The sequence below is a fragment of the Nakamurella sp. UYEF19 genome (assembly GCF_040546275.1).
Taxonomy (GTDB): Bacteria; Actinomycetota; Actinomycetes; order Mycobacteriales; family Nakamurellaceae; genus Nakamurella.
The window spans coordinates 61,309-85,119 of the sequence record NZ_JBEPNO010000008.1 but is presented as its reverse complement, the minus strand read 5'-3'; the positions used below and the strand labels follow the sequence as shown (position 1 = coordinate 85,119).

Below are 23,811 nucleotides of genomic sequence, written 5' to 3'. Positions count from 1 at the left end.
CCTGGAGAAGCCATGAGCGGACATGACCCAATCCGGGTTGGCATGCTCGTGCACCGTGACCTGGAGAAGCCATGAGTGTCGCCACTGATCCGATTCCCTGCGACATCGACGAGCTGCGAACACTTTTCCTGTTCGAGAGGCTGAATGACGAGCAACTGCAGTGGTTGTGCGAGCACGGGCACACCATTCATGCGGAGACCGGCCAGGTGTACGCCGAGGGCGACCCGGCCACCTGCTTCTACGTGTTGCTCGAGGGCAACATCGTGCTGTCTCGGCTGATCGGCGGCGACGAGGTCGAGATGACCAGGACCACCCAGGTCGGCGCATACACCGGTGCGTGGCAGGCCTACATGGGCGAGCGCGCCCCGCAGACGTACAACAACTCGATGCGAGTGGTGGTGCCGTCCCGGCTGCTGGTGCTGGACGCGGTGGATCTCGCGGTGATCATGCGGGACTGGTTCCCGATGGCCGTTCACCTGCTGGAAGGGATCTTCTGGGGCCAGCAGAACATGCGACAGGTCACCGATCAGCGAGAACGTCTATTAGCACTGGGTTCTCTGTCTGCCGGGCTGACCCACGAGCTGAACAACCCCGCCGCTGCCGCCGTCCGCGCGACTTCGGTACTGCGCGACCGGGTCGCGGGCATGCGCCACAAGCTCGGGGCGATTGCCGCCGGTCCGTGGGACCGGATGACGATGGAACAGCTCATGAGGCTGCAGGAGAAGGCCGTCGAGCAGGTGGCCAAGGCGCCGACACTGAGCCCGATGGAGGCCACCGACCGGGAGGACGCGTTGGGCGAGTGGTTCGACGACCACAGCATCGGCGGTGGCTGGGATCTCGCGCCGACGTTCGTCCAGGCCGGACTGGCCGTGGACTGGCTCGACGAGGTGGAAGCCCTGGTGGCGCCCGACGTGCTCGAAGGCGCAGTCCGCTGGATCAACTACAGCGTGGAGACCGAACTGCTGATGAACGAGATCGAGGACTCCGTCACCCGGATCTCCACGCTGGTGTCGTCGGCCAAGCAGTACTCGCAGCTGGATCGGGCTCCGTTCCAGGTGGTGGACGTGCACGAACTCCTGGACGCCACCCTGCTGATGTTGAGCGCGAAGATCGGCAAGGGGATCAAGGTCGTGAAGGACTACGACCGGACGCTGCCGGAGATCTCGGCGTACGCGTCCGAGCTGAACCAGGTGTGGACCAACACCATCGACAACGCGGTCCAGGCGATGGCCGGTGTCGGCACGCTGACCATCCGCACCGCGCGCGACAACGACTCGATGCTGGTCGAGATCGGTGACACCGGGCCGGGTGTGCCCGACGAGATCAAGAGCCGGATCTTCGAGCCGTTCTTCACCACCAAGCCCGTCGGCGAGGGCACCGGGCTGGGGCTGGACATCTCCTGGCGCATCGTGGTCAAGAAGCACCATGGCGACCTGAAGCTGGTGTCGGTTCCCGGCGATACCCGCTTCCAGATCCGCCTGCCCCTCGTCTCCGCCGAGCTCCCCTGACCCCCCGTCTCGGCGCACCTCCGCGTTTCGGCGCACCCCGAGTTTCGGCGCACCCCCGCTTCGGCGCACCCCCGCTTCGGCGCACCCCGCGTTTCGGCGCATCCCCGCTTCGGCGCACCCCCGCTTCGGCGCACCCCCGCTTCGGCGCATACAGAATGGCCCGGCGCATATGGTTCGTCCCAGAATCGGCCCTTTGACGGCCGGAATGGAACATTCTGTATGCGCAGCGAACCCGAACACCCGTCCTAGGAGACACGAACATGACTGAAATCAAGGGAATCAGCGTCACGGCCGCACCCTCCGGGACCGGGTGCCTGGACTGCGAGGCGGTCCAAGGCTGGTGGTTCCATCTGCGCCGATGCGCCGAGTGCGGCCACATCGGGTGCTGCGACACCTCTCCGGCCCAACACGCAACGGCGCACGCGAAGGAATCGGGCCATCCGTTCATCCAGAGCTTCGAGCCCGGCGAGGACTGGTTCTACAACTACGACGACGAGCAGACGTACGAGGGTCCGGAGTTGGCGCCGGCGACGCACCACCCCGAGGATCAGCCTGCTCCGGGACCGGCCGGTCGTGTACCCGCCGACTGGATGAAGCTCATTCACTGATCCGGCTGATTCACTGATCCGGGCGAGCCGATCCGGACGATAGGCGCGAGCCGATCCGGCCGATCCGGCTGATCCGGCTGATCCGATCCGGACGACCGGCGCGAGCCGGTCCGGACGATCCGGACGATCCGGACGGCGCGGGTGACGCCGTCGGGCCGGCTGATCCGGCTGATCCGGTCCGGACTATCAGCGCGAGCCGATCCGGACGCCGGCCAATCCGGACGCCGGTCGATCCGGACGCCGGTCGATCCGGACGCCGGCGCGGGCTGTCGGGGCATGCCGAGCGGTGCGCTCCCACTGCGCATATAGGAACGTCCGTTTCCCTCCGAAAGCGCCGACATCGCGGCATTTTCATGCGCGCCGGGCGATTCTGTATGCGCGCCCGGGCCAGGGGAGGCGGGGTCAGGCCCAGGCGGCGGGGGCGGATCCGATCGGGGCGGCCGCGACCGAGAAGGACATCTTCGTTCCCCCGACGGTCACCGGGCCGGGGAGCCGGCGCCCGGGACCCCAGAAGGTGTCCTCGGTTTGCGCGCCGCTCAGGTCGACCTCCTCGATGGGCCCCTCGTCACGGTCGGACTTGAAGTCCTGCAACAGTATTCCGGTACGTGCCAACGAGACCCGGCTGACGCTACCCAGTCCAGTACGGTACCGCTCCGACAACCCCCGCAGGCCTGCGGTTGCCGCGAGATAGCCGGTTGCGTGGTCCAGTGCCTGGACCGGCAGCGGTATGGGGGGTGCGTCGGGATCGCTGCTCATCGGATGAGCGATGCCACTGCTCATCTGCACCAGCGAGTCGAAACCCCGCCGACCACGCCACGGACCTGCCCATCCGTAGGCGTCCAGCATCACCTCGACCAGGCCAGGGCGCGCAGCATGCAACTCGCGCTCGCCGAGGCCGAGGCGATCCATCGCCCCCGGGCGGTAACCGTGGATCAGCAGGTCCGCATCGGCGAGCAGGTCCAGCACGGTCTGCCGATGCTCCCTGAGATCCAGCCGGGCGCAGTGCTTTCCGATTGTCATCTCGACTTCTAGGGCGGACTCGGTCCGGTCGAGGGGATCGATCCTCAACACCTGCGCCCCGAATCCCGCAAGAAATCGGGTGGCAGCCGGACCGGCGAGCACCCTCGTCAGGTCCAGTACCTTCAGACCACGCAGCGGCCGATCTACAGGACCGGGACCCGTTGGTGGGCTGGCGATATCGGTGAAGACCCTGCTCAACAACGGATCGTGGGCCACTGCCATGCCCTGGTGGTGGTTGCGCCACTCCTCCGAGCTTCGCAGCTGCGCGGCACACCCACCGGCCGCCACCACCGCGGCCTCCAACTTCTCGCCCGGCCATCCCGACACGGTGCCCGCGACGGCGTCGCGACTTGCCGGCCGGACAGCCGTGTCCGGTACACCCAGTACCGCCAACGCCGCCTGTCGGTGACGGAAATCATTGGTGTGCAGGCGGATCCAGCCGTCAGCGCATCGATAGTCGCCGGCGATCGCATCCCAGGTGGGCGGCTGCTCCCACCCGGACGACCGGAACGTCGGACCGAACCAGGCGCCGGACAACCTTCGGTCGACCCGCACCTTGGCGGCATCCCCACCGGCCGCGGCGAACTCGGCCAGGGCCAGGCCAGCGGCACCCACTACGGCCGATGCAAGATCCGCGACCGGATAGGTAGAACTCAGCACCCTGGCTCCGCTGAACGAGACCTGGTCCGGCAGTTCCTCGTGCCCACCCACCGCCGACCACACATGCTCGAGCAACGTCCGATCGATCCACGTCATGGTCCCGATGGTCCCACCGCGCCACTTCCTGCGCGCGCGCCGGTGGCTACCTGACAGGCTCCTGGCGCTCGGCCAAGTCAGCTCTGAGGCCGCATCGAACGCCGGATCTCCTCGAGCTTGTCCTTACCTGCCTGCTCCCGGGCCGCACGTTGCTGCTCGGCCTGGATGGCTGCCTGCTCCTCGGCGATCTTCCGGGCGGCCGCCTCGCGAACCGCCGCCGCCTCACCCAGTTCGGTGCCGCCAAGGGCAGTCGCGTATCGACCCTCGATCTTGTCGCGCAGGTAGTCCAGGCTCGGGACCCCCGCGTCGCTGTAGTCGGGCGCGATCCCGCCTAACGGGAGCGGCGCGAACACCGATGACTCCACGATCTCGGCGTCGACCACGTCGTCGTCATCATCCAACGGCGGTGGCGCCTGGTCGGGCCGGATCACCAGTTCGCCTGCCACTGCGGCATCATCCGACCCGGAACCACCAGCTGTCGACGTCTTGTCCATCGCGTTCTCCCCTCGCAGGCGGCCCGGCGACCGATGAAGTCAAAGGCTACTGGTCGACGCTGCCTTGCGCTGGGCGCCGCGGTCACTCGGTCATCCAGCACTGCGCGTCACCGAGCACTGCGCGTCACCGAGGACTGCGCAGCACCGAGGACTGCGCAGCACCGAGGTCACCGTCGGCTCGACGAGCACCGCACGGATTGCCATCAACGACCGAGCCAGCGCGGCCGCCGCGGCCGGGACCCACTGCACGTAACCGACGAACCCGTGTGTCAGGCCGTCGTGGTTCTGAAGTTCGACCGATACTCCGTTGCGGCGCAACAGCTCTGCGTAGGCGGCGCCGTCGTCGCGGAGCGGATCGAACGTGGCGGTAGCGATGTAGGCCGGTGGGAGATCGTGCAGGTCTGCGGCGCGGGCGGGTAGATAGGTCGCCGGCAGAGTGGCCGGGTCCGCATCGCCGGTGTAGGCAGCCTGGAACAGCTGCATGTCCAGCAGGCTCAGGATCGGTGCGGTGGAATTCTCCGCCATGGAGGGCAGATCAGGGTCGAGACTCGTTGCGGGATACCACAACAGCTGAAACTTGAGGAGCGGCCCTCCTGCATCCCGAGCCAGCTGCGCGACGGCAGCAGCGAGGTTGCCGCCCGCCGAGTCGCCGGCGACGGCCACCCGAGTCGGGTCGACGCCCAGTTCGGAGGCCTGTGCCACCGCCCATCTCAGCGCGGCCCAGGCGTCATCGACCGCAGCGGGGTAGGGATGCTCGGGTGCGAGCCGGTAGTCGACCGCCACCACCACGGCGCCTACCTGGACGGCGATCTCCCTCGCGATGTGGTCGTGGGTGTCGAGGTTCCCGACGGTCCATCCACCGCCGTGGAAGAAGACCACGAGGGGGAGGAGTTCTTCTCGGCTGGCGGATCCACCGACCGACCCGCGGGCGGACCCGCCGACCGACCCGGCGGCGGATTCAGGGACCTCCGGCCGGTAGACGCGCAGCTTCGGACCGTCCGGCACCCGACGATCGACGACGCTCGGCAGCACGATCGGGCTCGGCGCCCGCGCCGTGCGGGCGAGGTATTCGGCGCGGAATCTCTCGATCCCGACGTCGGAGATGTGCTCGAAGGCAATCTTCTCGAAGAGCCGCACCACTGCGGGGTCCATCACCATCCCGACATCGTGGCATCCCGGGTTCCCGTGCGGGCGCACGACCCGGATCCGGGATGGAGGACTTCTCTGGCTGCATGAGGCGGCAGCAGAGTGTGGTCGCGAGCACTCGCCCTTGCCTAAGTTACTCGCCAGTAATAACCTGGCTCTACTCGCCAGTAACTTAGAACTCCTGGAGCAGACATGACTCATTTCCGATCCAACCTCCGCGACCTGGAGTTCAATCTCTTCGAGGTGTTCGGGTCCGGTGAGCGCATGGGGAGCGCTCCGTTTGCCGAGATGGACGCGGAGACCGCTCGTGGGGTGCTCGCCGAGCTGGAGAAGGTCGCCAGCGGGCCCCTTGCCGCATCATTCGTCGATGCCGACCGCAATCCGCCGGTGTACGACCCGAAGACCTTCTCGGTGACCATCCCCGAGTCGTTCAAGAAATCGTTCGCCACCGCCATGGACGGCGACTGGTGGCGGTTGGAGCTGCCGACCGAGCTCGGTGGTTATGGCGCGCCGCCGTCGTTGCGGTGGGCTGCAGCCGAGCTGATCCTGGGTGCGAACCCAGCGATCCAGATGTACAGTTCCGGCCCCAACACCGCCAAGCTCATGCACGAACTGGGCACCCCGCTGCAGCAGCAGATGGCCAAGACCATGATCGAGAAGCTGTGGGCGTCGACCATGGTGCTCACCGAGCCCGACGCCGGCAGCGACGTCGGCGCCGGCCGCACCAAGGCGGTACTCCAGGTGGATGGGACCTGGCACCTGGAGGGCGTCAAGCGCTTCATCACGTCGGCCGAACACGACATGGCCGAGAACATCGTGCATCTCGTGCTCGCCCGCCCGGAGGGTCCCGGCATCGAGACCCGTCCCGGTACCAAGGGTCTGAGCCTCTTCATCGTGCCGAAGTTCCTGTTCGACGTCGAGACCGGCGAGCTGGGCGACCGCAACGGAGCCTTCGTCACCGGGGTCGAACACAAGATGGGACTCAAGGTCTCTACCACCTGCGAACTCACCTTCGGCCTCAACGGCACTCCCGCGGTCGGTTATCTGGTTGGCGAGGTGCACGACGGTATCGCCCAGATGTTCAACGTGATCGAGTACGCGCGAATGATGGTCGGCACCAAGGCCATCGCCACTCTGTCGACCGGATACCTGAACGCGCTGGACTACGCCAAGATCCGCGTCCAGGGCGCCGATCTGCTCCGGTCCGGCGACAAAACAGCTCCGCGGGTGACGATCATGCATCACCCCGACGTGCGCCGGATCCTGTTGAAGCAGAAGGCCTATGCCGAGGGCCTGCGCGCGACGTACCTGTACACCGCGAGCTGGCAGGATCGGATCGAAGCACAGGAGATCACCGAGGCCGTCGACCTGAAGCTGGCCAAGAAGGTCAACGACCTGCTGCTGCCCATCGTCAAGGGCGTCGGTTCGGAGCGGGCCTACGAGAATCTCGCCCTGTCGCTGCAGGTTTTCGGCGGGTCCGGGTACACCCAGGACTACCCGATCGAGCAGTACATCCGGGACGCGAAGATCGACACCCTCTACGAGGGCACCACGGCGATCCAGGCCCAGGACTTCTTCTTCCGCAAGATCGTCAAGGACAACGGCGCTGCGCTCTCGGTGGTCGCCACCGAGATTGGCGAGTTCCTGTCGACGCAGAGCACCGAAGGTAGCCGCCACAAGGAAGAGCTGGCCCTGCTGAACACGGCACTGACCGACTTCCAGGGCATGGTGGGCACTCTCGTCGGGTACGCCATGGCGTCGGCGCAGAACCCGGTCAGCCTCTACAAGATCGGCGAGCACGCGGTCTCGCTGCTGATGAGCGCGGGAGACCTCCTGATCGGCTACCTGCTGATCAAGCAGGCCGTCGTTGCGCAGAACGCGCTCGACGGTGGCGCCTCGGCGAAGGATGTCGACTTCTACACCGGAAAACTTGCAGTAGCCCATTGGTTCTCGCGCAACGTGTTGCCGGAGTTGACGGCACGCAAGGCTGTCATCGAGGCTGCCGACGGCACGTTGATGGAGGTTCCCGAGGGCGCGTTCTGACCCTCACCTCGTCGCCGGCCCGCCCGGCGCACGTGCATTCGCCGCGCCGCCCGGCGCATATGGACCCGCCGCGCCGCCCGGCGCATATGGACCCGCCGCGCCGCCCGGCGCATATGGATGTGACCGAATTTCGGCCAAAAAGGCCTGAAGCGGTCATCCCATATGCGCCGGGCGGTTTGGTATGCGCAGAAGGGGGATCCGGGGGCGGCGGACAGCGCGGCGGGGATCAGGGGCGCTGGGCGAGGAAGATCAGCTCGGGCGCCGTTGGCGTGACGGGGCCGGAGTTCCAGTCGCCGTAGACGGCGGTGGTCAGCAGTCCGGCGGCGAGCAGCGACTCCTCGACTTCGGCTCTGGTTCGAAACCTCAGCGTGCTGGCGGCCACCAGTTCGTCGGCATCAGCAAGAACCGTGTGACCCTCGAAGTCGACCAGATCGCCCCGGACGTCGGTGACCTGGACCCACGATTCGAAGGATCCACCACCAGGAAGTTGATACCGGTCCGTGGTCTGCGCTCTGGTCCATCCTTCCCAGGCGGCCCGGTCGGGATTGCGGACCTCGAAGGCCAGATATCCGCGCGGTGTCAGCGCACGGGCGCACTCGGTCAGCACCCGGCTCCAACCGTCATCGGTGAGGAACACCTGGGCCACATGGCCCGTCATGATGATCAGGTCGGCCGATCCTGACTCGAGCACCGAGGCCTCTCCGTCGATCCAGGTGACGATCTCGCCGCCGGATCGGTGTCGCGCGTAGTCCAGCATCGCGGCGGCCGGATCGACGCCGGTCGTGGTGAACCCGGCCGCCCCCAGCTCCGCGGCGAGCACTCCCGTGCCGCAACCCAGGTCGGTGACCCGCCCGGCCCGGAGCGCAGACGCCAACCGCAGGTAGAACTCGATGTCGTCACGGCCGGCGTTCTCCGCGTCGTAGACAGCGACCAGGCGAGGGTCCGTGTAGTGAAGATCCAGCTGCATGGCTGGACCGTATCCGCCACGGCAACCGCATTGTTCTGACGCTTCGAACGCCGCGTGAGGTCCGCGTGAGGAATTGCTCTGCGACGTCGTCATAGTTACCCGGGAAAAGTAGAGTACCTGACCCACGGCGTGCTCCGTCGGCAGTTTCGCCGACCGAGATCACATCGCAACCTCGATCGCATTCATGGGCAAAACACAGCTGCCGACTCCCCAAATGAGGCCCCGACCCGACGCAACATTGGCCTAGCGTTGCGCGTCAGTACAGGCGTAGGACGCAGATCGAATCCCCTTCAGCTCGAATCCCTCCGCGCGCCCAGAGTCACCAGCCCAACAGTCGGCACCACAGACCTTCGAAAATCCAAGGGACAGGCAATGACGATCACCGCACGCATGAGGATCTGGGGCCGCCGCACGGCTCTGCTGGGGATGTCGGCTGCATTGCTGGCCGGCGCGGTCGCCTGCAATTCGAGTAACACGTCCAGCGGATCTCCGACGGTCGCCGGCGGCGCCACAGCGGCAGCGACATCGGGCACCGCGCCCTCGAACGCCGCGCCCTCCACGCCGGCACCGATCAGTGTGTCCGAGCCCGCCGGTACCGGCTCATCGTCCGCGGCGACCTCGTCGGGCGCATCGTCCGCAGCAACATCACCGAGTCCGACCACCGCCCTGACTCCCACCACATCGACGTCCCTGCCCCCGGCCCAGCCGGCTGCCGCCGTCATCGCCTCGCCGGCATTCGGCACGTCCGGCATCTCTCCCACCCAACCCATCTCGATTGCCGTGAAGAACGGGACCATCAAGGCCCTGAGCCTCGTCAACCCGACCGGCAAGGTGGTGGCCGGCAAGCTGTCGGCCGACGACGCGAGTTGGACGCTCGGCGAGGACCTCGGGTACGGGAAGACCTACACCGTCAAGGGAACGGCACTGGGCCGCAACGGGCAGAGCGTCCCGATCAGCGGCACGTACACCACCCTCACCCCCGATGACGAGGCGCACGCCACCATCTCGCCCGGTGACGGCGACGTCGTGGGGGTTGCGGCCCCGATCATCGTGCGATTCAGCTCCGATCCGACGTCGCAGAAGGCCGAGATCGAGAAGCGGATGAAGGTCGTCACCACCCCCGCGGGCCAGGGCTCCTGGGCCTGGATCACCCACGACGGCGACACCTACCCGTCACTCGACTGGCGGCCGAAGGTCTACTGGCCGCAGTACACCAAGGTGCACGTCGAGGCCGACGTCTACGGCGCCGAGTTCTCCGACAGCGTCTACGGATCCGCTGACGCCACCAGCGATTTCACCATCGGGCGCAATCAGGTGGTCATCGCGAACGCCAAGAACTACGACATCGTCGTGCAGCAGTCCGGGAAGACGGTCGCGACCTACCCCGGCTCCTACGGCATGGGCGACGATCCGAACAGCCGCTACGGCCTCAACCCCGAACTGGTCACCAGGTCCGGGATCCACATCGTGATGGACAAGCAGCAGACCGTCTCGATGAGCAACCCGAAGTACGGCTACACCAACTCGATCGAGCACTGGGCCGTCCGGATCAGCGACAACGGTGAGTTCATCCACGAGAACCCCAACACCGTCGGCGACCAGGGCAATACCAACGTCAGCCACGGCTGCATCAACCTCTCCGCGGAGAGCGCCGAGGCCTACTACAACTCGGCGATCTACGGCGACCCGGTCCAGATCAGCGGGACCAGCGTCCAGCTGTCGGCGGCGGACGGCGACATCTACGACTGGGCCCTGTCCTGGTCGACCTGGCAGTCCTTGTCCGCCCTGTAGGCCAGATCGCCTTGACGGCGCCAGACCCGATCCACCCCCGAACGCCGCCGCCCCGGATTTCCAGGGCGGCGGCGGCTTCCTGTCATGACGTGGTCGTGCTGACCATTGACGAGGCGACCCGTGACAGCCGACGAAGCAGCGTTTCCGCAAGGGGACTGCTCCGAGAATGTGGGTGCATCGTGCACCCGCACGGTCTACAGTTGATGCATGCCCAAGGTGATGCAGATCCGCGACGTACCTGACGATGTGCATGACGCCTTGACGGAGGCCGCGCGGGCCGAAGGTCTCTCCCTGACCAGGTACATGCTGCGGGAGCTCGAGCATTTGGCGCGGGTGCCGCAGGTCGCGCGGGAAAACACCGCAGCCATTCGCCGGACTCAGGAGAAGGTCCAGGGACGGGCAGATCGCAAGGCGATCTTGTCCGTGCTCCACGAGGGCCGCGGCGAGTGAAGGTCGTTGACGCCGGTGTCGTCGTCGAACTGCTTGCCGGCGGCCTCGATCCAGACCTGCTGGGCGAAGAAGAGCTTGCAGCGCCCCATCCGATCGATAGTGAGGTCACACATGTGCTGCGAGGCCTTGTTCACCGTGACGTGCTCACCAGCGAGCAGGGCGACTCCGCGATGGAGGGCTTCGTCGGTCTCACGATCACACGATTTCCCGCCGACTGGCTCCGGCCGCGGATGTGGGCTCTTCGACACAACCTGAGCGGCTACGACGCCACCTACGTCGCCCTTGCGGAAAGGACTGCGGCTACTGCACTTTTGACCACCGACGCCCGTCTGGCCCGCACCCCCGGCATCAGGTGCAGCATCCAGTTGTTGTAGGCGGGCCATCTCACGGTTGAACATCGGCGACTCCACAGCCCGATCGGCAGGCGGAGCGCGCCATCAGCCGATCGGCCTGTGACGTCAAGAGCGCCACCCACCTCTCCCTGCGCGGCTCGACCGACAATGGCTGATGCTTCTCCCGCATCCGGCCCCGGCCGGCCGGCCAGGTTCTGTCTATGAGTCTTCAAGTAGGGGGTCGGTGAAGTCCATCGCCGCTACCTCGCTGAGCTCCAGCCATGCCGAATCGTTGACGACGAACAGGTCCTAGGCATACTTGGAATCCGAGAGAATCACTGCTCGGACATGAAGGCGCGAGCTGTCGCCCCGGCGAATTGACCAGAGCTCTCAGCGCGTTCTCGAACTACAGCGTCTGATGATCAGGCTCTGATGAAGCTCGGTCAAATCGAACGAGTGCCGGGCAAGAAGGGTAATCTCGCCGCCTACCGGCTAATGGTTCACGACTAAATCCAGAACTTAGCGATAAGCGGCAACCCGGTCACCCGAACGCCGCCGGCGGCGCGAGCGGCGGATCCGAGTACACCCCGATGGATGACAACGCGTACGGCGGGTCCGACAGCGCGTCGATGATCAACTCCGCCGGCACCGACATACCTCGGTGTGGTGACGGGCTGAATCGACGATCAGTCCTTCGCCGGCCGGTGCCGCTCGAACTCGAGGGTCAGCATGGCCGCAACGGAGGGGAGGAACGCACGCAGCCCGAACATCACGTAACGCCGCCGGCCCAGCGCGTGGAACTTTTGCAGGAAGGTATAGAGCGACTCGAACTCGAGCAGGCCGTCGCCGATATGCGCCAGCCGGTAGAGGATCTGTCCGACCCGGGTCCGAGCCCGGTCGTCGAACAGCTCCGGAAACGCCGCAAACGACAGTGAGAGATGCGTGGCATCACGGTCTCTGGCCCAGGCCAGCATGTCGAGCGTCATCCGCTCGTCGGTGCCGTTCGGTGCATCCGGACGACGGCACGGCACGTCGAGGGACACTTCGCGGCCGGCGTCAGCTGTGCCGTAGCGCTGGAAGCGGACCACCCGTCCGCCGGCATCCCGCGCGATCACCACCCACAGGCCAGGGATCTCCCCGGTCAGCAACCGATCGAGGATCATCGAGAATCCGCGGCGGTTGTCACCCCGGTCGGCGGCCTCCGCCACCTCCAGCAGTTCCGTCCGGAGAGCGCCGTCGATGGCCGACTCGGCGAGGACGGAGGTCGTCACCCCGGCATTGTGGGATCGGTTGACCGCCTGCCGGAGGTTGCGGAACTTCCGGCCCTGCAGGTCGAACGTCTGGACGTCCAGCACCACATCGCGACCGAACGCGACCGAACGCAGACCCGGCTGCCCGGGTCCGCGCAGGGCCCAGAGCTCCCGGCAGTCCTCGCCGGCACCCAGCACCGCGACCCGCCAACCCCAGGTGCGGCAGAAGCGGTGGAAATCGCTGACGAGTAGCGCGAAGTCGGCAGTGTGTCCCACCGGATCCCCGCCGACCACAGCGATCCCGAACCGGGTGCGGTAGCCGAGCGCCGCACTTCCCTGACCGTTCACGAAGTAGGTCTTGCGCGAGTGCAGGACGAAGGGCGCCAACGGGTCGTCGGGGGTGCTCTCGACCAGGGGGATGATGGTCGGTAGCAGCGTCGGCGTCGGCCGACTGCTCGTTGGGAGCACCAGGGCGAAACCGACCAGCATCGTCGCGACGAATCCGAGGAGTCCGAAGTGTGCGGCATCAGCGGCAACCGCGACGACGAGGCCGATCGCGGCGAGGCCGGTGTGCAGGGCGGTGATCGGACGCCGCAGTCGCAGACCGCGGCTCAGCAGGATCAACGCGGCTGCGGTCGCGTAGATCCAGGCCCGTTCGACGTGCCGTTCGGTCAGCCGATGCGCGAAGAGCGTGATGAGGAGGGCGATCAACAGCGCCGTGATCGCCGCCACGTCGCCGGGCCGGGTCCACGCACGCGACGACGCCTGGTCGTCCGCCCCGCCTGTGCCGTCGGGGTGGAACCCTGGGGCGTCCGCGGCGGCGCCGATCTGGTCCAGGTCGCTCACACCGACCACCCCACCGTAGCCATCGCCACCCACAGGTTCCGTCCACCAGCGCATCTCTCGGACTCAGCCATCATGCTCAGCTCACATATAGCACGCAGACAACCGGGTCAACGTGATCCGGTGCCAAAGCCATCCATCCGGGCACGTTCCGGCGGTGGATCTCCTGATCCAACTCTCCCTGACGTCCAAACGGCTGGGTGTTGGAGAGCCGCTGATCCCTCACGTGGCGTCCGCCGGTGCGCCGGATGACAACCCCTCGTGAGAGCGAGATCTCGGCCGCACCCGACCTGCGGCGGCTGGGCCTCCTGGTCGCCGACTGCCGGGCGTGTCCACGACTGGTCGCCTGGCGGGAACTGGTCGCCACCGAGAAGCGGAAGTCCTACGCCGACGACACGTATTGGGGCAGACCCGTTCCCGGGTTCGGTGAGGCGGATGCCTGGCTGGTCGTGGTGGGTCTGGCTCCGGCCGCACACGGGGCGAACCGGACCGGTCGCATGTTCACCGGGGACCGCAGCGGTGATGTTCTGTTCGCGGCTCTGCACCGCTCGGGCCTTGCCTCCCAACCACATTCGGTGGCAGTCGATGACGGCCTGCAGCTGACCGGCGTCCGGATCACGGCGCCAGTGCACTGCGCGCCGCCGGACAACAAGCCGACGCCCGTCGAGCGGGACAACTGCGCGCCCTTCCTGGCCCGTGAACTCCGACTGCTGGCCGGCACCGCGCGGGTGGCCCTGGTGCTCGGCGCCTTCGGCTGGCAGGCGTTGCTGTCGAGCCTTGAGCGGCAGGATTGGCGGCTTCCGCGCCCACGGCCGCGCTTCGGACACGGCGCCGAGGTGGCGATCGACGGCCCGGACGGACAGCGGCTCACGCTGCTCGGCTGCTACCACGTGAGCCAGCAGAACACCTTCACCGGACGCCTGACGCCGGCCATGCTGGACGCCGTTCTCGCTCGCGCTGATGAGCTCCGACCGCGCTGAACCCGCGCTTATCAACATCGTCTGCGCTCATGATCGGGTCGATTTCCGTCCCACCCGTCACAAACGGGCTACTTTCATGAGCGCCGTCGAAGTTGATAAGCGCGGGGGGGCGGGTCAGAGGCCGAGGAGGGCGGCGAGGGCCCGACGGGCGTTGGCGTTGGCCGCGGCCAGGGTGGTGAGCTCGCCGGCGAACTGCTGCACCCACTCGTCGATCCCGATCTGCTTGCGGGAGATGACGACCCCACCCACCACCTTGCGGATCTGAGCCTCGACGGCCCCGCGCGCTCCTTCGGACAGTTCCAGTTCACGATCGGCGCCACGGACGGTCAACCGCACCGGGCGTCCCGGTCGCCCGGACATCCGGTCGGAGAGCGACCGCTGGTATTCGACGTCCACCACTCCCGGCGGAAGCGCGTCACCGAGCGACCCGGTCAGCACCCTGGCGTAGGAGGCGACATCATTGCGGTCGTTGCGCAGCATCGCCGCCAGCACCTGGACGTCACCGAGGGGCCCGAGGCCGCTGGACGGCAGTCCAGCCGGGATCCCCTGCGGGCCGGCCGGATTCAGTTCGCCCCCCGTCGTCATCGATCGGCCAGCGGGAGCATCAGCTGCGGGGTCGGGATGGAATGGTCGGCACGCAACGGGCGGACGGCCGTCCCGACGGCGAAGAATTCCGTCGTGTGCCCGCCCCAGCGGTGCGGGAGCGAGAGCAGATTCACCCCGACGATGCCCTCGGCGTGCAGGGCCTCGCCCTCCGCCTGCATCCGGCTCATAGCGAGTTCCCTTGCGTCGTAGAGAGCCTCGGTGAACTGCGGGATCTCCACGTTCTGCCCGATGTTCGAGAACGACTGGCTGAACTTCTGATGGGCGATGTGGTAGACGCAGGTCCCCATCACCAAGCCCAGCGGTGCATAACCTGCTTGCAGCAGGGTCCAGAAGTCCTGGCCGGACAGGTCCGACGTGAACGGCTTACCGGTGTTCGGCTTCCACCCGAAACCATCTGGTGCGGCAGCGGTATCGGCCTTCACCGCAGTCCCGACGGCGGTGAACTCGGCCAGATCGGAACCGAATTCCTTGAACTCGATCTCGAGTCGCACCGCGACGACGCCGTCGGCCCCGAGCACGTCGGCCTCCGCCTCCATCCGGGTCATCGCCAGTTCCCGCGCGTGGTACATCGCCCCGGACAGGGTGGTCATCTCCTGGTTCTTGCTCCATCGTCCGGCCTGGAAGCCGACGTGGTAGATGCTCGACCCGAAAACCAGACCCAGCGGACGGAAACCGGCCTCCCGCACCAGCAGGAACTCGTTCACCGACAGGTCGGAGGTGAACATCGACGTCGCCTGCCCCGGCCGCATGGCGGACAGCCGGCGCAGTGCGTCCTGGGGGATGCCGAGTGCATTCGGGTCAATGGTCATGGTGCGTCCTTCTTCTCGTCAGCATCTTCTTGTCAGGATGTCATCGTGGGAAAGTCATGGTGGTGTCGGTGTTCTCATCGACCTGCCGGGTCACCGCAGCGGCAGGAAGTTCAGCGTCCGTGGCGGCTTCGGAACGCCCGGCCTCGGGAACTGGACCACGCCGGTGCCGAACATCCGCGCCTCGGCCAGGTGATCGCGGTGTCCGTCCGACGGTTCCTGCTCCCAGACCCGCATGGTGGACGTCGTGATGAGCACCCCGCCGGCCCCCTTCTGCCCCGCCTGAGCCGTGACGATCCGCCGCGACTGGCGTCGCACGTTGCTGGTCAGCTCGGTGAAACCCGAGACCTCCTGATTCGTCCAACTTCTCGTCTGCGAGTAGGTCATCCAGTCGTCGTGACGGATGGCCAGCGCGATCCCGTAGACGATGGATGTGGGCATCCACCCGTGCAGCATGAGTTTCGCGACGTCCGCCCCGGGCAGTTCGGTGAGGAACGGGACGGGGAGCGCCTTCGGGATGTTGCCGATTCCACTTCGCTCGTCGCCGAGACGGACGGCGCTGCCCAATGCGACGAACTCGTGGTTGTCCCGGCCGAGATGCGTGACGGTGATGCGGACGTCGATGATGCCGTCCGCTCCGAGCATCCTCGCCTCGTCGGACAGCCTGGCCAGTGCCGTGTCGTAGCCGTGACGGACCGCATCGACATACGGCTGGTAGCTCCCGAACGAAGTGGAGCGGACCTGGCCGAATCCGTTGCCCCAGTAGCCACATCCGGCCCAGCCCTGCCAGCCGATGTGTTGCACGATGCAGCCCATGACCTCGCCGATCGGCGAGATCCCGACGGCATGGGCACTCACCGCACTCGGCACCGAGAGCAACGACGTCCTGACGCCGGAGGCCGACGCCCTGGCGATCCGGTCGAGCGCGATCTGGGGAAGACCCGATCCTGCTGTCACCACGCACCTCCCGGACCGAGGAACCGAGCGGTTCTTCGCGTCGCAAAACTACACCTGCCGACTGGGAACACGCCGGGAACGACACTTCCCGGCGGCTCCGATTCATCGCCGGTGACCTACCGAGGGCGGGTTCGCCCGGACCGGAACTACCGAAGGATCCCAGCACCGCGAGCCGCGCGGAGCCAATCCGGGAACTCCGAGAGCAGGCGGCGGTAGAGCTCACCGTCATCGATCCGGTCGATGTCGGTCACCGGGAAGAAGCCGACGTTGTCGACCACCCGACCCGTCATCTCGTCCAATTTGGTCAGCACCCCGAAGTTGTTGTTGCCGATCCCGACGAACTGCCAGAAGGCGGGAAGGTTCGACGCCTTCTTCATCAAATTGGTGATCTCCTTCTTCTTGGTGAATCCACCGTCGGTGAAGAAGAGCACCAGGGTCGGCCCGGTCTGGCCCTGCAGGCTGTTGATCACTTCGTTCATGATCGGGATCTCGTCGTTGTAGCCACCGATGTCCCTATAGTTGATGCCCTGGTGCGTACCGGTCATGTGGATGAAGTCGGCCATCCACTGATCCAGGTACTCGATGCGGATATCCGGCAGCTTGGCGAACTTGACAGCGTAGAGGTAGCACTCGAGTGAACCGTCGTCATCCAATTGAATGGCGACCGGAACCATTCTCTCGACCACCCGGTGGACGATTCCGGCGGCATACTCGTCGGACATCGACCCGGTCTTGTCCAGCACCAGGACGATGCGGGCCCGCTCGTTCTGCGCACCCTTGGTCAGCAACACCTTCGCCACTTCGCGTTTGCGGAGGTCCAGCTTCTGTCGCTTGACCAGGGAAAGGCCGGCCTCGCCGGGGACCGAACGCACCCCGTCTGCGGCCGGGGGCGGTGCTGCGGGAGGGGCAGGCTGCGGGGCCGAAGGCGCCGCCGGGGGCGGGAAGTTCTGCGCAGGCGGCTGCGAACTCCCGGCCGGCGGCCCGCTCGCAGGCGGTGCGCTTGCCGCGGGAGGAACGGCGGCGGGTTCGTCGTCGACGCTGACACCGTGCTCCTTCGCCAGACCGCTGAGGCCCTCGGTCCATCCCGCCGAGACGTTCCGCACCTTCCAGCTGCCCGCCCGGCGGTAGATCTCGACCAGCACGGCGGCACGTTCGGAGGTCATTCCGGCGGCCGGGGCGACGTGTTGATCCGACGACCCGGTCACCGACACCCCGAGCCCGGCGATCCCCGCCAGCGATCCTGCAACGGAGTCGTCCAGGGCTACCGCAACGGCAAGCTTGTCGATGGCCTCCGGGATTCCGGTCAGGTCGACCGTCAGGCTGTCCGCGGCCGTCAGGCGAACGGCCCCCTCGGGCGACGCCGGTTGGTTGAAGAACACGAAATCGGCGTCGCTGCGCACTTTTCCGGTCTCACCGACCTGGAAAACCATCAGATCGACGGCTCCCTGACGGGCTCCGGACACTGCGACCTGCAGGCTGGTTCCGGAGATGGAGGCGTTGGCACCGCGGGTCAGATCAGGCATACCGATCACCTCACCACAGCTGCGCGAATGCGCGCAGAACTACTCGCAAACTGCCGTCGGACTCCCGCCCGCCTGACGTGCAATCCCCATCCGCGGAGCTACTCGCGAAGTGCCGCTCGACTCGTCTTCACGCGACGGGCAGTCCCCATCGGACACTCAGGACTCCGACGCCCGCCGTCCGAAACTGCCCCGGCGCATCCGGCGGTGCTGGTCGGCCCTGATGCGGTCGAGCGCTGCCAACGGGTTCTCGCTCCGGTCGGTCGGTGCATCACGTGCGGTCGAGCGCCCGGGTGCAGTCGAGTGCCCGGGTGCAGTCGAATGCCCGGGTGCAGTCGAATGCCCGGGTGCAGTCGAATGCCCGGGTGCAGTCGAATGCCCGGGTGCAGTCGAATGCCCGGGTGCAGTCGAGTACCCGGGTGGATCGGACCGGCCGGGCGATTCGGCGTCGGTCACCGGTCCGACACCGTGGGCCGGCTGCTCGACCGGCACCGGGAGACCGTGCCGGCGGGAGCCCGAACGCCCGGTCAGCGCCTCCGGATCGGCGTCCTGGTCGGCGATCCGGTCCATTCGCGACACGAGCCGTTTGATCAACCCCATCAGTTCGACGCCGCCGGCAGAGAACCGCCCGGTGCGACGAACCCACCGGGTCGCGGGGGTACGAAATCCGGCGCCGGCGGCAGATTGCCACCCGGCGGCGGAAACCCGCCGGGTGACGGATAGTTGGCGGCCGGCTGGTAGCTCGGCACCGGCTGCTTGCCAGGGGCGGGCTGGTAGCTCGGGCTGGGCACCGAGCTGTGCGCGGCGAGCACGGCCGGCGGCAGAGCGACCCTCGGATCGTCACGCGGCCGCGTTGTCGCAGGCTGCGCCGTTGTCGCGGGCGGCGGCGGGGAATCGTCGACGCTGACGCCGTGCTCGGCGGCCAGTGCCGACAGCCCTGCCGCCCAGCCCGCCGACACGTTCCGGACCTTCCAGGCGTTGGCCCGGCGATAGAGCTCGACCAGGACCGCAGCACGCTCGACCGTCAGGCCTGACGCCGGAGCGCTATGTGATTCAGCGCCGGAAACGGCCACCGCCAGCCCCGTCATGGCAGCGAGTGATCCGGGAACGCCGTCGTCCATCGACACCGCAATCGCGAGGGTCTCGATGTCGACCGGCACCGCCGTCAGGTCGACCGTGATGCGGTCGGCAGCGACCAGCCGAACTGCACCCTCTGGCGACGACGGTTGATTGAAGAAGACGAAGTCCGCGTCGCTGCGAACCATCCGGTCCGGACCGAGCTGGAAGACCATCAGATCGACGGACTTGTGCTCGGCGCCGAAAACCGCCACGTCGATCGGGCCAGTGGCAAGCGGCGCATTGGCGCCGCGGGAGAGAATCGCCATACCTGACCTAACCACGATCCGGGACCATCGGGTCCGGAAGCGCGTCGCGCCGGGGCTGTCAGAGCTGGGTGACCCGGGCGATGGCGCGCATCTTGTTGACCGCGTCGAGCGCGGCCACCTTGTACGACTCGGCGAGGGTGGGGTAGTTGAAGACGGCGTCGACGAGGAAGTCGACCGTTCCGCCGCAGCCCATCACCATCTGCCCGATGTGCACCAGCTCGGTGGCATTGGTGCCGAACACGTGGACGCCCAACAGCTCTCGCGATTCGGCGTGCACCAGGAGCTTGAGGATGCCGTAGGAATCGCCGAGGATCGCGCCGCGGGCCAGCTCGCGGTACCGCGACACACCGACCTCGAACGGGACGTTCTCGCTGGTCAGCTGCTTCTCCGTGCGCCCGACGTAGGAGATCTCCGGGATCGAGTAGATGCCGATCGGCTGCAGGTCACCGAGCTTCCCGCCGACCGACTCCCCGAACGCGTGGTAGGACGCACGGCGACCCTGCTCCATCGAGGTGGCCGCCAGCGCCGGGAAGCCGATCACGTCGCCGACGGCGTAGATGTGGTCCACCGACGTCTGGAAGTTCTCGTTGACCTCGAGACGGCCGCGCTCGGCCGGTTCGATCCCGGCGGCCAGCACGTTGACCTCGTCGGACGCGCCCTGCCGGCCCGCCGAGTACAGCACGGTATCGGCCGGGATCTTCTTGCCGGATTCCAGGATCGTCAGGGTCCCGCCGGCGTGCCGCTCGACGGTACGCACGGATTCGGAGAACCGGAACGTCACGGCGAGGTCCCGGAGCTGGTACTTCAGTGCCTCGATGATCTCCTCGTCGCAGAAATCGAGCATGGTCGCCCGCTTCTCGACGACCGTCACCTTGGTGCCAAGCGCGGCGAACATCGAGGCGTACTCGATGCCGATCACCCCGGCGCCGACGACGACCATGGACGCCGGCACCTTGTTCATGTTCAGGATCTGGTCGGAGTCCACGATCGTCTCGCCGTCGAACTCGACCGTGCTCGGCCTCGCTGGACGCGTCCCGACCGCGACGACGAATTTGTCGGCCGTCAAGTTCTGTTTGACGCCCGCCTCGTTCTCCACCTCGATGCTGTGCGAGTCCAGGAACCGGGCGCTGCCGGCGATCAGAGCGACCCGGTTGCGGGACAGCTGGTTGCGGATCACGTCGATCTCGCGGTTGATCACGTGCTGGGTCCGCGCCGAGAGATCGGCGACGGTGATGTCGTCCTTCACGCGGTAGGCCTGCCCGTACAGCTCCCGCTGGTTGAGACCGGTCAGGTAGAGCACGGCCTCGCGGAGCGTCTTGGACGGGATGGTGCCGGTGTTGATGCAGACGCCGCCGACCATGTTGCGACGTTCGATGACGGCGGCCCGCTTGCCCAGCTTTGCCGCGGCGATAGCAGCCTTCTGACCGGCCGGTCCGGATCCGATGACGATCAGGTCGAAGTGGTCCATATCGAACTCTTTCCTGCTGCAGGTCGGCGTCGCGCCCGGGCACCGCACGCCATCCTCGTCCATGTCAGCGGGTCGACGGAACCATGGGGTCCGATGTTGCGCCGCCGTCACCCGGAATTGATCTGCCGGACGTCTGCACACGGGCCGATCGGGGTCGGCGGGCCGAATCGGCCGGTAGTCAGGTCGCCGACCTGAACCGGCGCTATCGTGGCAGGTGACGCACGGTTCCGGCGTCAGGAGAGGTGGGACGTGACGCGGGAGGAGAAGCTCAGCCTTCGCTGCCGATGGGGCATTCACCACTTCGTCGACTTCCCCGACCCGAATCCGGAGACCGGGGGCCTCGAGTCGCAGGGCTACCAGGCATGCACCCACTGCCCCAAGGAGAAGGACTCGAAGGTCTACCACCCCGCCTACCGGTATCGGAGCGGCTATCGGGGCTGGTGACCGAGGACTGGGCCGTAGCAGGTGCTCTAGCTTGCGACGGCTAGAGGTACAGCCCGGACCGGCCGGCGGCAGCCTCGCTCGCCACCGCTTGGAGATCACGTTCGCGGAGCACCAGGTAGGTCTCACCGCCGATCTCCACCTCGAACTGGTCGTCCGGGGAGAACAGCACGCTGTCCCCCACCTTCACCGACCGGACATGCTGGCCGACGCCGTGGACGTCGCCCCAGATCAGCCGCTTGGCGATCTCGGCGGTCGCGGGGATGACGATGCCGCCACGAGACGTCCTCTCGCCGGCCGCCCCGGACAGTTTGATCAGGATCTTGTCGTGCAGCATCTGGATCGCTTGGGGGTGGTCGGGCACGGAGCCGAGCGTAGCGGTCCTGCCGGGTCGGTCCCAGCTCCTGACGCTGCCGGTCCTAGCTCTCGATCTGGGTGTCCAACGGCGGTGGGTGCAGCCGCTCGTTGGCAGCGGCGATGCGGGCCAGGGCGCCGAGCGCGTAGGCCTCGGCGGCGGTCTCCGCCTCGATCTCCTCGTCGGGCCGTGGCGGTAGGCGCACCGTCAGGACGAAGCCGTCGTCGGATACCCGCAAACCGATGAAGGTGGCGCCCATCAACTCGCGCAACTGGTCCTCGCGCGGCAGCCAGAGCGCATCCTCCAGCCCCACGGAGTCCAGCGCCCATTCCGTCGTGCCGTTGAAGCCGAGCACCCTGGCCTCGGGTGGGCCCTGAGCCTCGATGGTCATGTCGCTGAGGGTGAAGATGTCCCCCTCGAAGGCGGGGTCGAGCAGGCTGAACCGATCGCCTGACGCCGGAACCCAGCGCACGCCGGCCTCCCGCAGCGCCAGCGCGAGTTCGCGCGTGATCATCCGGGCTTCCTCTCCGTGGCATCGCCTGCAACATCTGATGACCGCCGACAACGGCATGGGTCGCGCCCGACAGATGCACCCACCGCGGGTGCGGCCGCTTCGAAGGTTCCCATTTTGCCGCACGAGCGAACGGAAGGTCAGGGTTTGTGTCCCACGGCGAAGATCCGCCGGAACGGGAAAAGCGTCCCAGCCTGCGTCCGGGGGTAGGCCACCCGGAGACGGGCGGCGTACTCGGCCTCGAACTCGGCGGTCTCGGCTGGGTCCAGCAGGTCAAGTACCGGACGCAGGCCGGTTCCCCGAACCCATTGCAGCACAGGATCTTCGCCGTCCAAGACGTGGGTGTAGGTGGTCTCCCAGGTATCCGCCGTCAGACCGAGTTCGAGCAACAGCGCGGCATATTCGGCGGCCGTATCGACGGTGTTGTCATGACGCAGCACGCCGGCCAGCTGCTCGCTCCACCGGTCCGACTCGGCCAACTCGCGCATCAGGGTGTGCGACGGCGAGTTGAAGTTGCCAGGCACCTGCCAGGCCATCCAGGCGCCCGACGGCAGCGCCGTACCCCAATCCCGCAGCAGATCGCGATGCGTCGGCACCCACTGCAGCGCTGCGTTGGTGATCACCACATCGACGTCGGGCCCGGGTGTCCAGGCCTTGATGTCGCCGATCTCGAACGCCAGACGGTCGGCGGGTTTCGCTGCGGCGATCATCTCGGCGGAGGAATCGATTCCGACCACCTTGGCCGTCGGCCATCGCAGCGGCAGTGCGGCCGTCAGGTTTCCCGGGCCGCAGCCCAGGTCGACGACGAGGCGCGGACCCTCTGCCCCGACCCGGCCGAGCAGGTCGAAGAACGGGCGGCCGCGGTCACCGGCGAAGCGGCCGTACTGATCCGGATTCCAGGTGACGGCCATGCTCGCCACGCTAGTTCGCGGAGCGGCTGCGAGCGGTGCCGGCCGTGACGCCGGAACCTGGGGCGCCGCGGGTGGCGGCGATTGGGGTGCCGCGCCCGCGGGATCCCTGCGCATACAGGACAACCCGAAATGGGCCGAATCGCCGAAATTCGGGCAGATCGTATGCGCCGCGCAGATCCGTATGCGCACAGGGGCGGCTGGGCGGGGGGAGCCTGCCGGAGACAGCAAAGACCCCGGGGGCTGCCAGGTCGGGGGTCCGGCAGCAACCGGGGTCAACTGTGATGTCGCTGGAGCGTCAGGCAGCGTTACACGAATCTTCAAACAAAATCTGCGAAGATTCCGCGCTCACTCACCGACACCCCCGGCTGCGGGGTTGTACCCCCCGCAAGTCGGGCTCGGGTCAGCGTGTGTAGCCCTGACGCTGAGCCATCAGGATGATCTCGTCGCGCATGGCCGGGGTGGCGGCGCGCTCGATGGCGCGGCCGATCTCGCGACGGTTGCGGGAGATCTCGCGGTTGCTGCGGATGGCGTTCGTGATGCGGCTCATGGTGTCCCGTCCTTTACAGGTGTTTCAGCACTTCCGGCACTTCCGGTGTTCTGTGGTGACACCCTGTATGACGCTCAGAGCCTCTCTATCGTTACCACATCCGCCGGTGAACCGCG

At 67.1% G+C, this 23,811-nt stretch carries 24 protein-coding genes; 8 read left to right on the top strand and 16 right to left on the bottom strand.

Annotated features, from left to right (window positions below):
- Positions 1–71: 71 nt before the first annotated feature.
- Complete coding sequence (locus ABIB25_RS13195) at positions 72–1,508, top strand: ATP-binding protein (protein WP_354528921.1); 1,437 nt, start codon at positions 72–74, stop codon at positions 1,506–1,508.
- A gap of 260 nt (positions 1,509–1,768) precedes the next feature.
- Complete coding sequence (locus ABIB25_RS13190; protein ID WP_354528920.1) at positions 1,769–2,116, top strand: UBP-type zinc finger domain-containing protein; 348 nt, start codon at positions 1,769–1,771, stop codon at positions 2,114–2,116.
- 402 nt (positions 2,117–2,518) lie between these two features.
- On the opposite strand, the gene ABIB25_RS13185 is transcribed toward ABIB25_RS13190, so the two are convergent.
- The 3 genes from ABIB25_RS13185 to ABIB25_RS13175 all read right to left on the bottom strand — a co-directional run bounded on the left by ABIB25_RS13185 (position 2,519) and on the right by ABIB25_RS13175 (position 5,544).
- Positions 2,519–3,892 carry a CoA transferase gene (locus ABIB25_RS13185; RefSeq protein ID WP_354528919.1) on the bottom strand — a complete coding sequence of 458 codons (1,374 nt, stop codon included), beginning with the start codon at positions 3,890–3,892 and terminating at the stop codon, positions 2,519–2,521.
- A 77-nt stretch (positions 3,893–3,969) separates the two neighbouring features.
- Positions 3,970–4,386, bottom strand: coding sequence for a hypothetical protein (locus ABIB25_RS13180; RefSeq protein WP_354528918.1), 417 nt, complete (start codon positions 4,384–4,386; stop codon positions 3,970–3,972).
- Between the two features lie 90 nt (positions 4,387–4,476).
- A complete protein-coding gene (locus ABIB25_RS13175) occupies positions 4,477–5,544 on the bottom strand; it encodes an alpha/beta hydrolase (RefSeq protein ID WP_354528917.1) in 1,068 nt (355 codons plus the stop codon).
- Between the two features lie 180 nt (positions 5,545–5,724).
- On the opposite strand from ABIB25_RS13175, the gene ABIB25_RS13170 reads away from it, so the two are divergent.
- A complete protein-coding gene (locus ABIB25_RS13170) occupies positions 5,725–7,575 on the top strand; it encodes an acyl-CoA dehydrogenase (RefSeq protein ID WP_354528916.1) in 1,851 nt (616 codons plus the stop codon).
- 226 nt (positions 7,576–7,801) lie between these two features.
- On the opposite strand, the gene ABIB25_RS13165 is transcribed toward ABIB25_RS13170, so the two are convergent.
- Positions 7,802–8,542 carry a class I SAM-dependent methyltransferase gene (locus ABIB25_RS13165; protein WP_354528915.1) on the bottom strand — a complete coding sequence of 247 codons (741 nt, stop codon included), beginning with the start codon at positions 8,540–8,542 and terminating at the stop codon, positions 7,802–7,804.
- 372 nt (positions 8,543–8,914) lie between these two features.
- On the opposite strand from ABIB25_RS13165, the gene ABIB25_RS13160 reads away from it, so the two are divergent.
- From ABIB25_RS13160 to ABIB25_RS13150, 3 genes are all read left to right on the top strand, one after another.
- Entirely contained in the window at positions 8,915–10,333 is a 1,419-nt protein-coding gene (locus ABIB25_RS13160) for a L,D-transpeptidase (RefSeq protein ID WP_354528914.1), read from the top strand.
- Between the two features lie 207 nt (positions 10,334–10,540).
- Positions 10,541–10,783: a hypothetical protein gene (locus tag ABIB25_RS13155; protein ID WP_354528913.1), complete on the top strand. Its 243-nt coding sequence runs from the start codon at positions 10,541–10,543 to the stop codon at positions 10,781–10,783.
- Entirely contained in the window at positions 10,780–11,157 is a 378-nt protein-coding gene (locus ABIB25_RS13150; RefSeq protein WP_354528912.1) for a type II toxin-antitoxin system VapC family toxin, read from the top strand. The genes ABIB25_RS13155 and ABIB25_RS13150 overlap by 4 nt, the downstream gene beginning before the upstream one ends.
- A gap of 644 nt (positions 11,158–11,801) precedes the next feature.
- Here the strand turns inward: ABIB25_RS13150 and ABIB25_RS13145 are convergent.
- Entirely contained in the window at positions 11,802–13,211 is a 1,410-nt protein-coding gene (locus ABIB25_RS13145; RefSeq protein ID WP_354528911.1) for a bifunctional lysylphosphatidylglycerol flippase/synthetase MprF, read from the bottom strand.
- Between the two features lie 245 nt (positions 13,212–13,456).
- Here ABIB25_RS13145 and ABIB25_RS13140 point away from each other — a divergent pair, with 245 nt between their 5' ends.
- Complete coding sequence (locus ABIB25_RS13140) at positions 13,457–14,188, top strand: uracil-DNA glycosylase (RefSeq protein WP_354528910.1); 732 nt, start codon at positions 13,457–13,459, stop codon at positions 14,186–14,188.
- A gap of 114 nt (positions 14,189–14,302) precedes the next feature.
- Here the strand turns inward: ABIB25_RS13140 and ABIB25_RS13135 are convergent, their stop codons facing one another.
- The 7 genes from ABIB25_RS13135 to sthA form a co-directional block, all read right to left on the bottom strand.
- The gene (locus tag ABIB25_RS13135; protein ID WP_354528909.1) at positions 14,303–14,773 is read right to left on the bottom strand and encodes a hypothetical protein; all 471 of its coding nucleotides are present in this window, start codon (positions 14,771–14,773) and stop codon (positions 14,303–14,305) included.
- Positions 14,770–15,603: a heavy metal-binding domain-containing protein gene (locus tag ABIB25_RS13130; protein WP_354528908.1), complete on the bottom strand. Its 834-nt coding sequence runs from the start codon at positions 15,601–15,603 to the stop codon at positions 14,770–14,772. The genes ABIB25_RS13135 and ABIB25_RS13130 overlap by 4 nt, the downstream gene beginning before the upstream one ends.
- A gap of 90 nt (positions 15,604–15,693) precedes the next feature.
- The gene (locus tag ABIB25_RS13125) at positions 15,694–16,557 is read right to left on the bottom strand and encodes a heavy metal-binding domain-containing protein (RefSeq protein WP_354528907.1); all 864 of its coding nucleotides are present in this window, start codon (positions 16,555–16,557) and stop codon (positions 15,694–15,696) included.
- 146 nt (positions 16,558–16,703) lie between these two features.
- A complete protein-coding gene (locus ABIB25_RS13120) occupies positions 16,704–18,080 on the bottom strand; it encodes a vWA domain-containing protein (RefSeq protein ID WP_354528906.1) in 1,377 nt (458 codons plus the stop codon).
- Positions 18,081–18,236: 156 nt separating this feature from the next.
- Positions 18,237–18,656 (bottom strand): hypothetical protein, encoded by a 420-nt coding sequence (locus ABIB25_RS13115; RefSeq protein ID WP_354528905.1) that lies wholly within the window; start codon positions 18,654–18,656, stop codon positions 18,237–18,239.
- Between the two features lie 20 nt (positions 18,657–18,676).
- A complete protein-coding gene (locus tag ABIB25_RS13110) occupies positions 18,677–19,462 on the bottom strand; it encodes a TerD family protein (protein ID WP_354528904.1) in 786 nt (261 codons plus the stop codon).
- Between the two features lie 58 nt (positions 19,463–19,520).
- Positions 19,521–20,930 carry a Si-specific NAD(P)(+) transhydrogenase gene (sthA, locus tag ABIB25_RS13105; protein ID WP_354528903.1) on the bottom strand — a complete coding sequence of 470 codons (1,410 nt, stop codon included), beginning with the start codon at positions 20,928–20,930 and terminating at the stop codon, positions 19,521–19,523.
- A 249-nt stretch (positions 20,931–21,179) separates the two neighbouring features.
- Here sthA and ABIB25_RS13100 point away from each other — a divergent pair, with 249 nt between their 5' ends.
- On the top strand, positions 21,180–21,374 hold the full coding sequence (locus ABIB25_RS13100) for a hypothetical protein (protein WP_354528902.1): 195 nt from the start codon (positions 21,180–21,182) through the stop codon (positions 21,372–21,374).
- Positions 21,375–21,414: 40 nt separating this feature from the next.
- Here ABIB25_RS13100 and ABIB25_RS13095 read toward each other — a convergent pair whose 3' ends face one another.
- The 4 genes from ABIB25_RS13095 to ABIB25_RS13080 form a co-directional block, all read right to left on the bottom strand.
- The gene (locus tag ABIB25_RS13095; RefSeq protein ID WP_502919805.1) at positions 21,415–21,735 is read right to left on the bottom strand and encodes a GroES family chaperonin; all 321 of its coding nucleotides are present in this window, start codon (positions 21,733–21,735) and stop codon (positions 21,415–21,417) included.
- 55 nt (positions 21,736–21,790) lie between these two features.
- Complete coding sequence (locus ABIB25_RS13090) at positions 21,791–22,240, bottom strand: pilus assembly protein CpaE (protein WP_354528901.1); 450 nt, start codon at positions 22,238–22,240, stop codon at positions 21,791–21,793.
- Between the two features lie 137 nt (positions 22,241–22,377).
- Complete coding sequence (locus ABIB25_RS13085) at positions 22,378–23,148, bottom strand: trans-aconitate 2-methyltransferase (protein ID WP_354528900.1); 771 nt, start codon at positions 23,146–23,148, stop codon at positions 22,378–22,380.
- A 400-nt stretch (positions 23,149–23,548) separates the two neighbouring features.
- The gene (locus tag ABIB25_RS13080; RefSeq protein ID WP_354528899.1) at positions 23,549–23,695 is read right to left on the bottom strand and encodes a hypothetical protein; all 147 of its coding nucleotides are present in this window, start codon (positions 23,693–23,695) and stop codon (positions 23,549–23,551) included.
- Positions 23,696–23,811: the final 116 nt, after the last annotated feature.

Coding starts and splice junctions, on each gene's coding strand:
- ABIB25_RS13195 (WP_354528921.1), top strand. CDS start 72: ATGAGTGTCGCCACTGATCCGATTCCCTGCGACATCGACGAGCTGCGA.
- ABIB25_RS13190 (WP_354528920.1), top strand. CDS start 1,769: ATGACTGAAATCAAGGGAATCAGCGTCACGGCCGCACCCTCCGGGACC.
- ABIB25_RS13185 (WP_354528919.1), bottom strand. CDS start 3,892: ATGACGTGGATCGATCGGACGTTGCTCGAGCATGTGTGGTCGGCGGTG.
- ABIB25_RS13180 (WP_354528918.1), bottom strand. CDS start 4,386: ATGGACAAGACGTCGACAGCTGGTGGTTCCGGGTCGGATGATGCCGCA.
- ABIB25_RS13175 (WP_354528917.1), bottom strand. CDS start 5,544: ATGGTGATGGACCCCGCAGTGGTGCGGCTCTTCGAGAAGATTGCCTTC.
- ABIB25_RS13170 (WP_354528916.1), top strand. CDS start 5,725: ATGACTCATTTCCGATCCAACCTCCGCGACCTGGAGTTCAATCTCTTC.
- ABIB25_RS13165 (WP_354528915.1), bottom strand. CDS start 8,542: ATGCAGCTGGATCTTCACTACACGGACCCTCGCCTGGTCGCTGTCTAC.
- ABIB25_RS13160 (WP_354528914.1), top strand. CDS start 8,915: ATGACGATCACCGCACGCATGAGGATCTGGGGCCGCCGCACGGCTCTG.
- ABIB25_RS13155 (WP_354528913.1), top strand. CDS start 10,541: ATGCCCAAGGTGATGCAGATCCGCGACGTACCTGACGATGTGCATGAC.
- ABIB25_RS13140 (WP_354528910.1), top strand. CDS start 13,457: ATGACAACCCCTCGTGAGAGCGAGATCTCGGCCGCACCCGACCTGCGG.
- ABIB25_RS13135 (WP_354528909.1), bottom strand. CDS start 14,773: ATGACGACGGGGGGCGAACTGAATCCGGCCGGCCCGCAGGGGATCCCG.
- ABIB25_RS13130 (WP_354528908.1), bottom strand. CDS start 15,603: ATGACCATTGACCCGAATGCACTCGGCATCCCCCAGGACGCACTGCGC.
- ABIB25_RS13120 (WP_354528906.1), bottom strand. CDS start 18,080: ATGCCTGATCTGACCCGCGGTGCCAACGCCTCCATCTCCGGAACCAGC.
- ABIB25_RS13110 (WP_354528904.1), bottom strand. CDS start 19,462: ATGGCGATTCTCTCCCGCGGCGCCAATGCGCCGCTTGCCACTGGCCCG.
- sthA (WP_354528903.1), bottom strand. CDS start 20,930: ATGGACCACTTCGACCTGATCGTCATCGGATCCGGACCGGCCGGTCAG.
- ABIB25_RS13090 (WP_354528901.1), bottom strand. CDS start 22,240: ATGATCACGCGCGAACTCGCGCTGGCGCTGCGGGAGGCCGGCGTGCGC.
- ABIB25_RS13085 (WP_354528900.1), bottom strand. CDS start 23,148: ATGGCCGTCACCTGGAATCCGGATCAGTACGGCCGCTTCGCCGGTGAC.
- ABIB25_RS13080 (WP_354528899.1), bottom strand. CDS start 23,695: ATGAGCCGCATCACGAACGCCATCCGCAGCAACCGCGAGATCTCCCGC.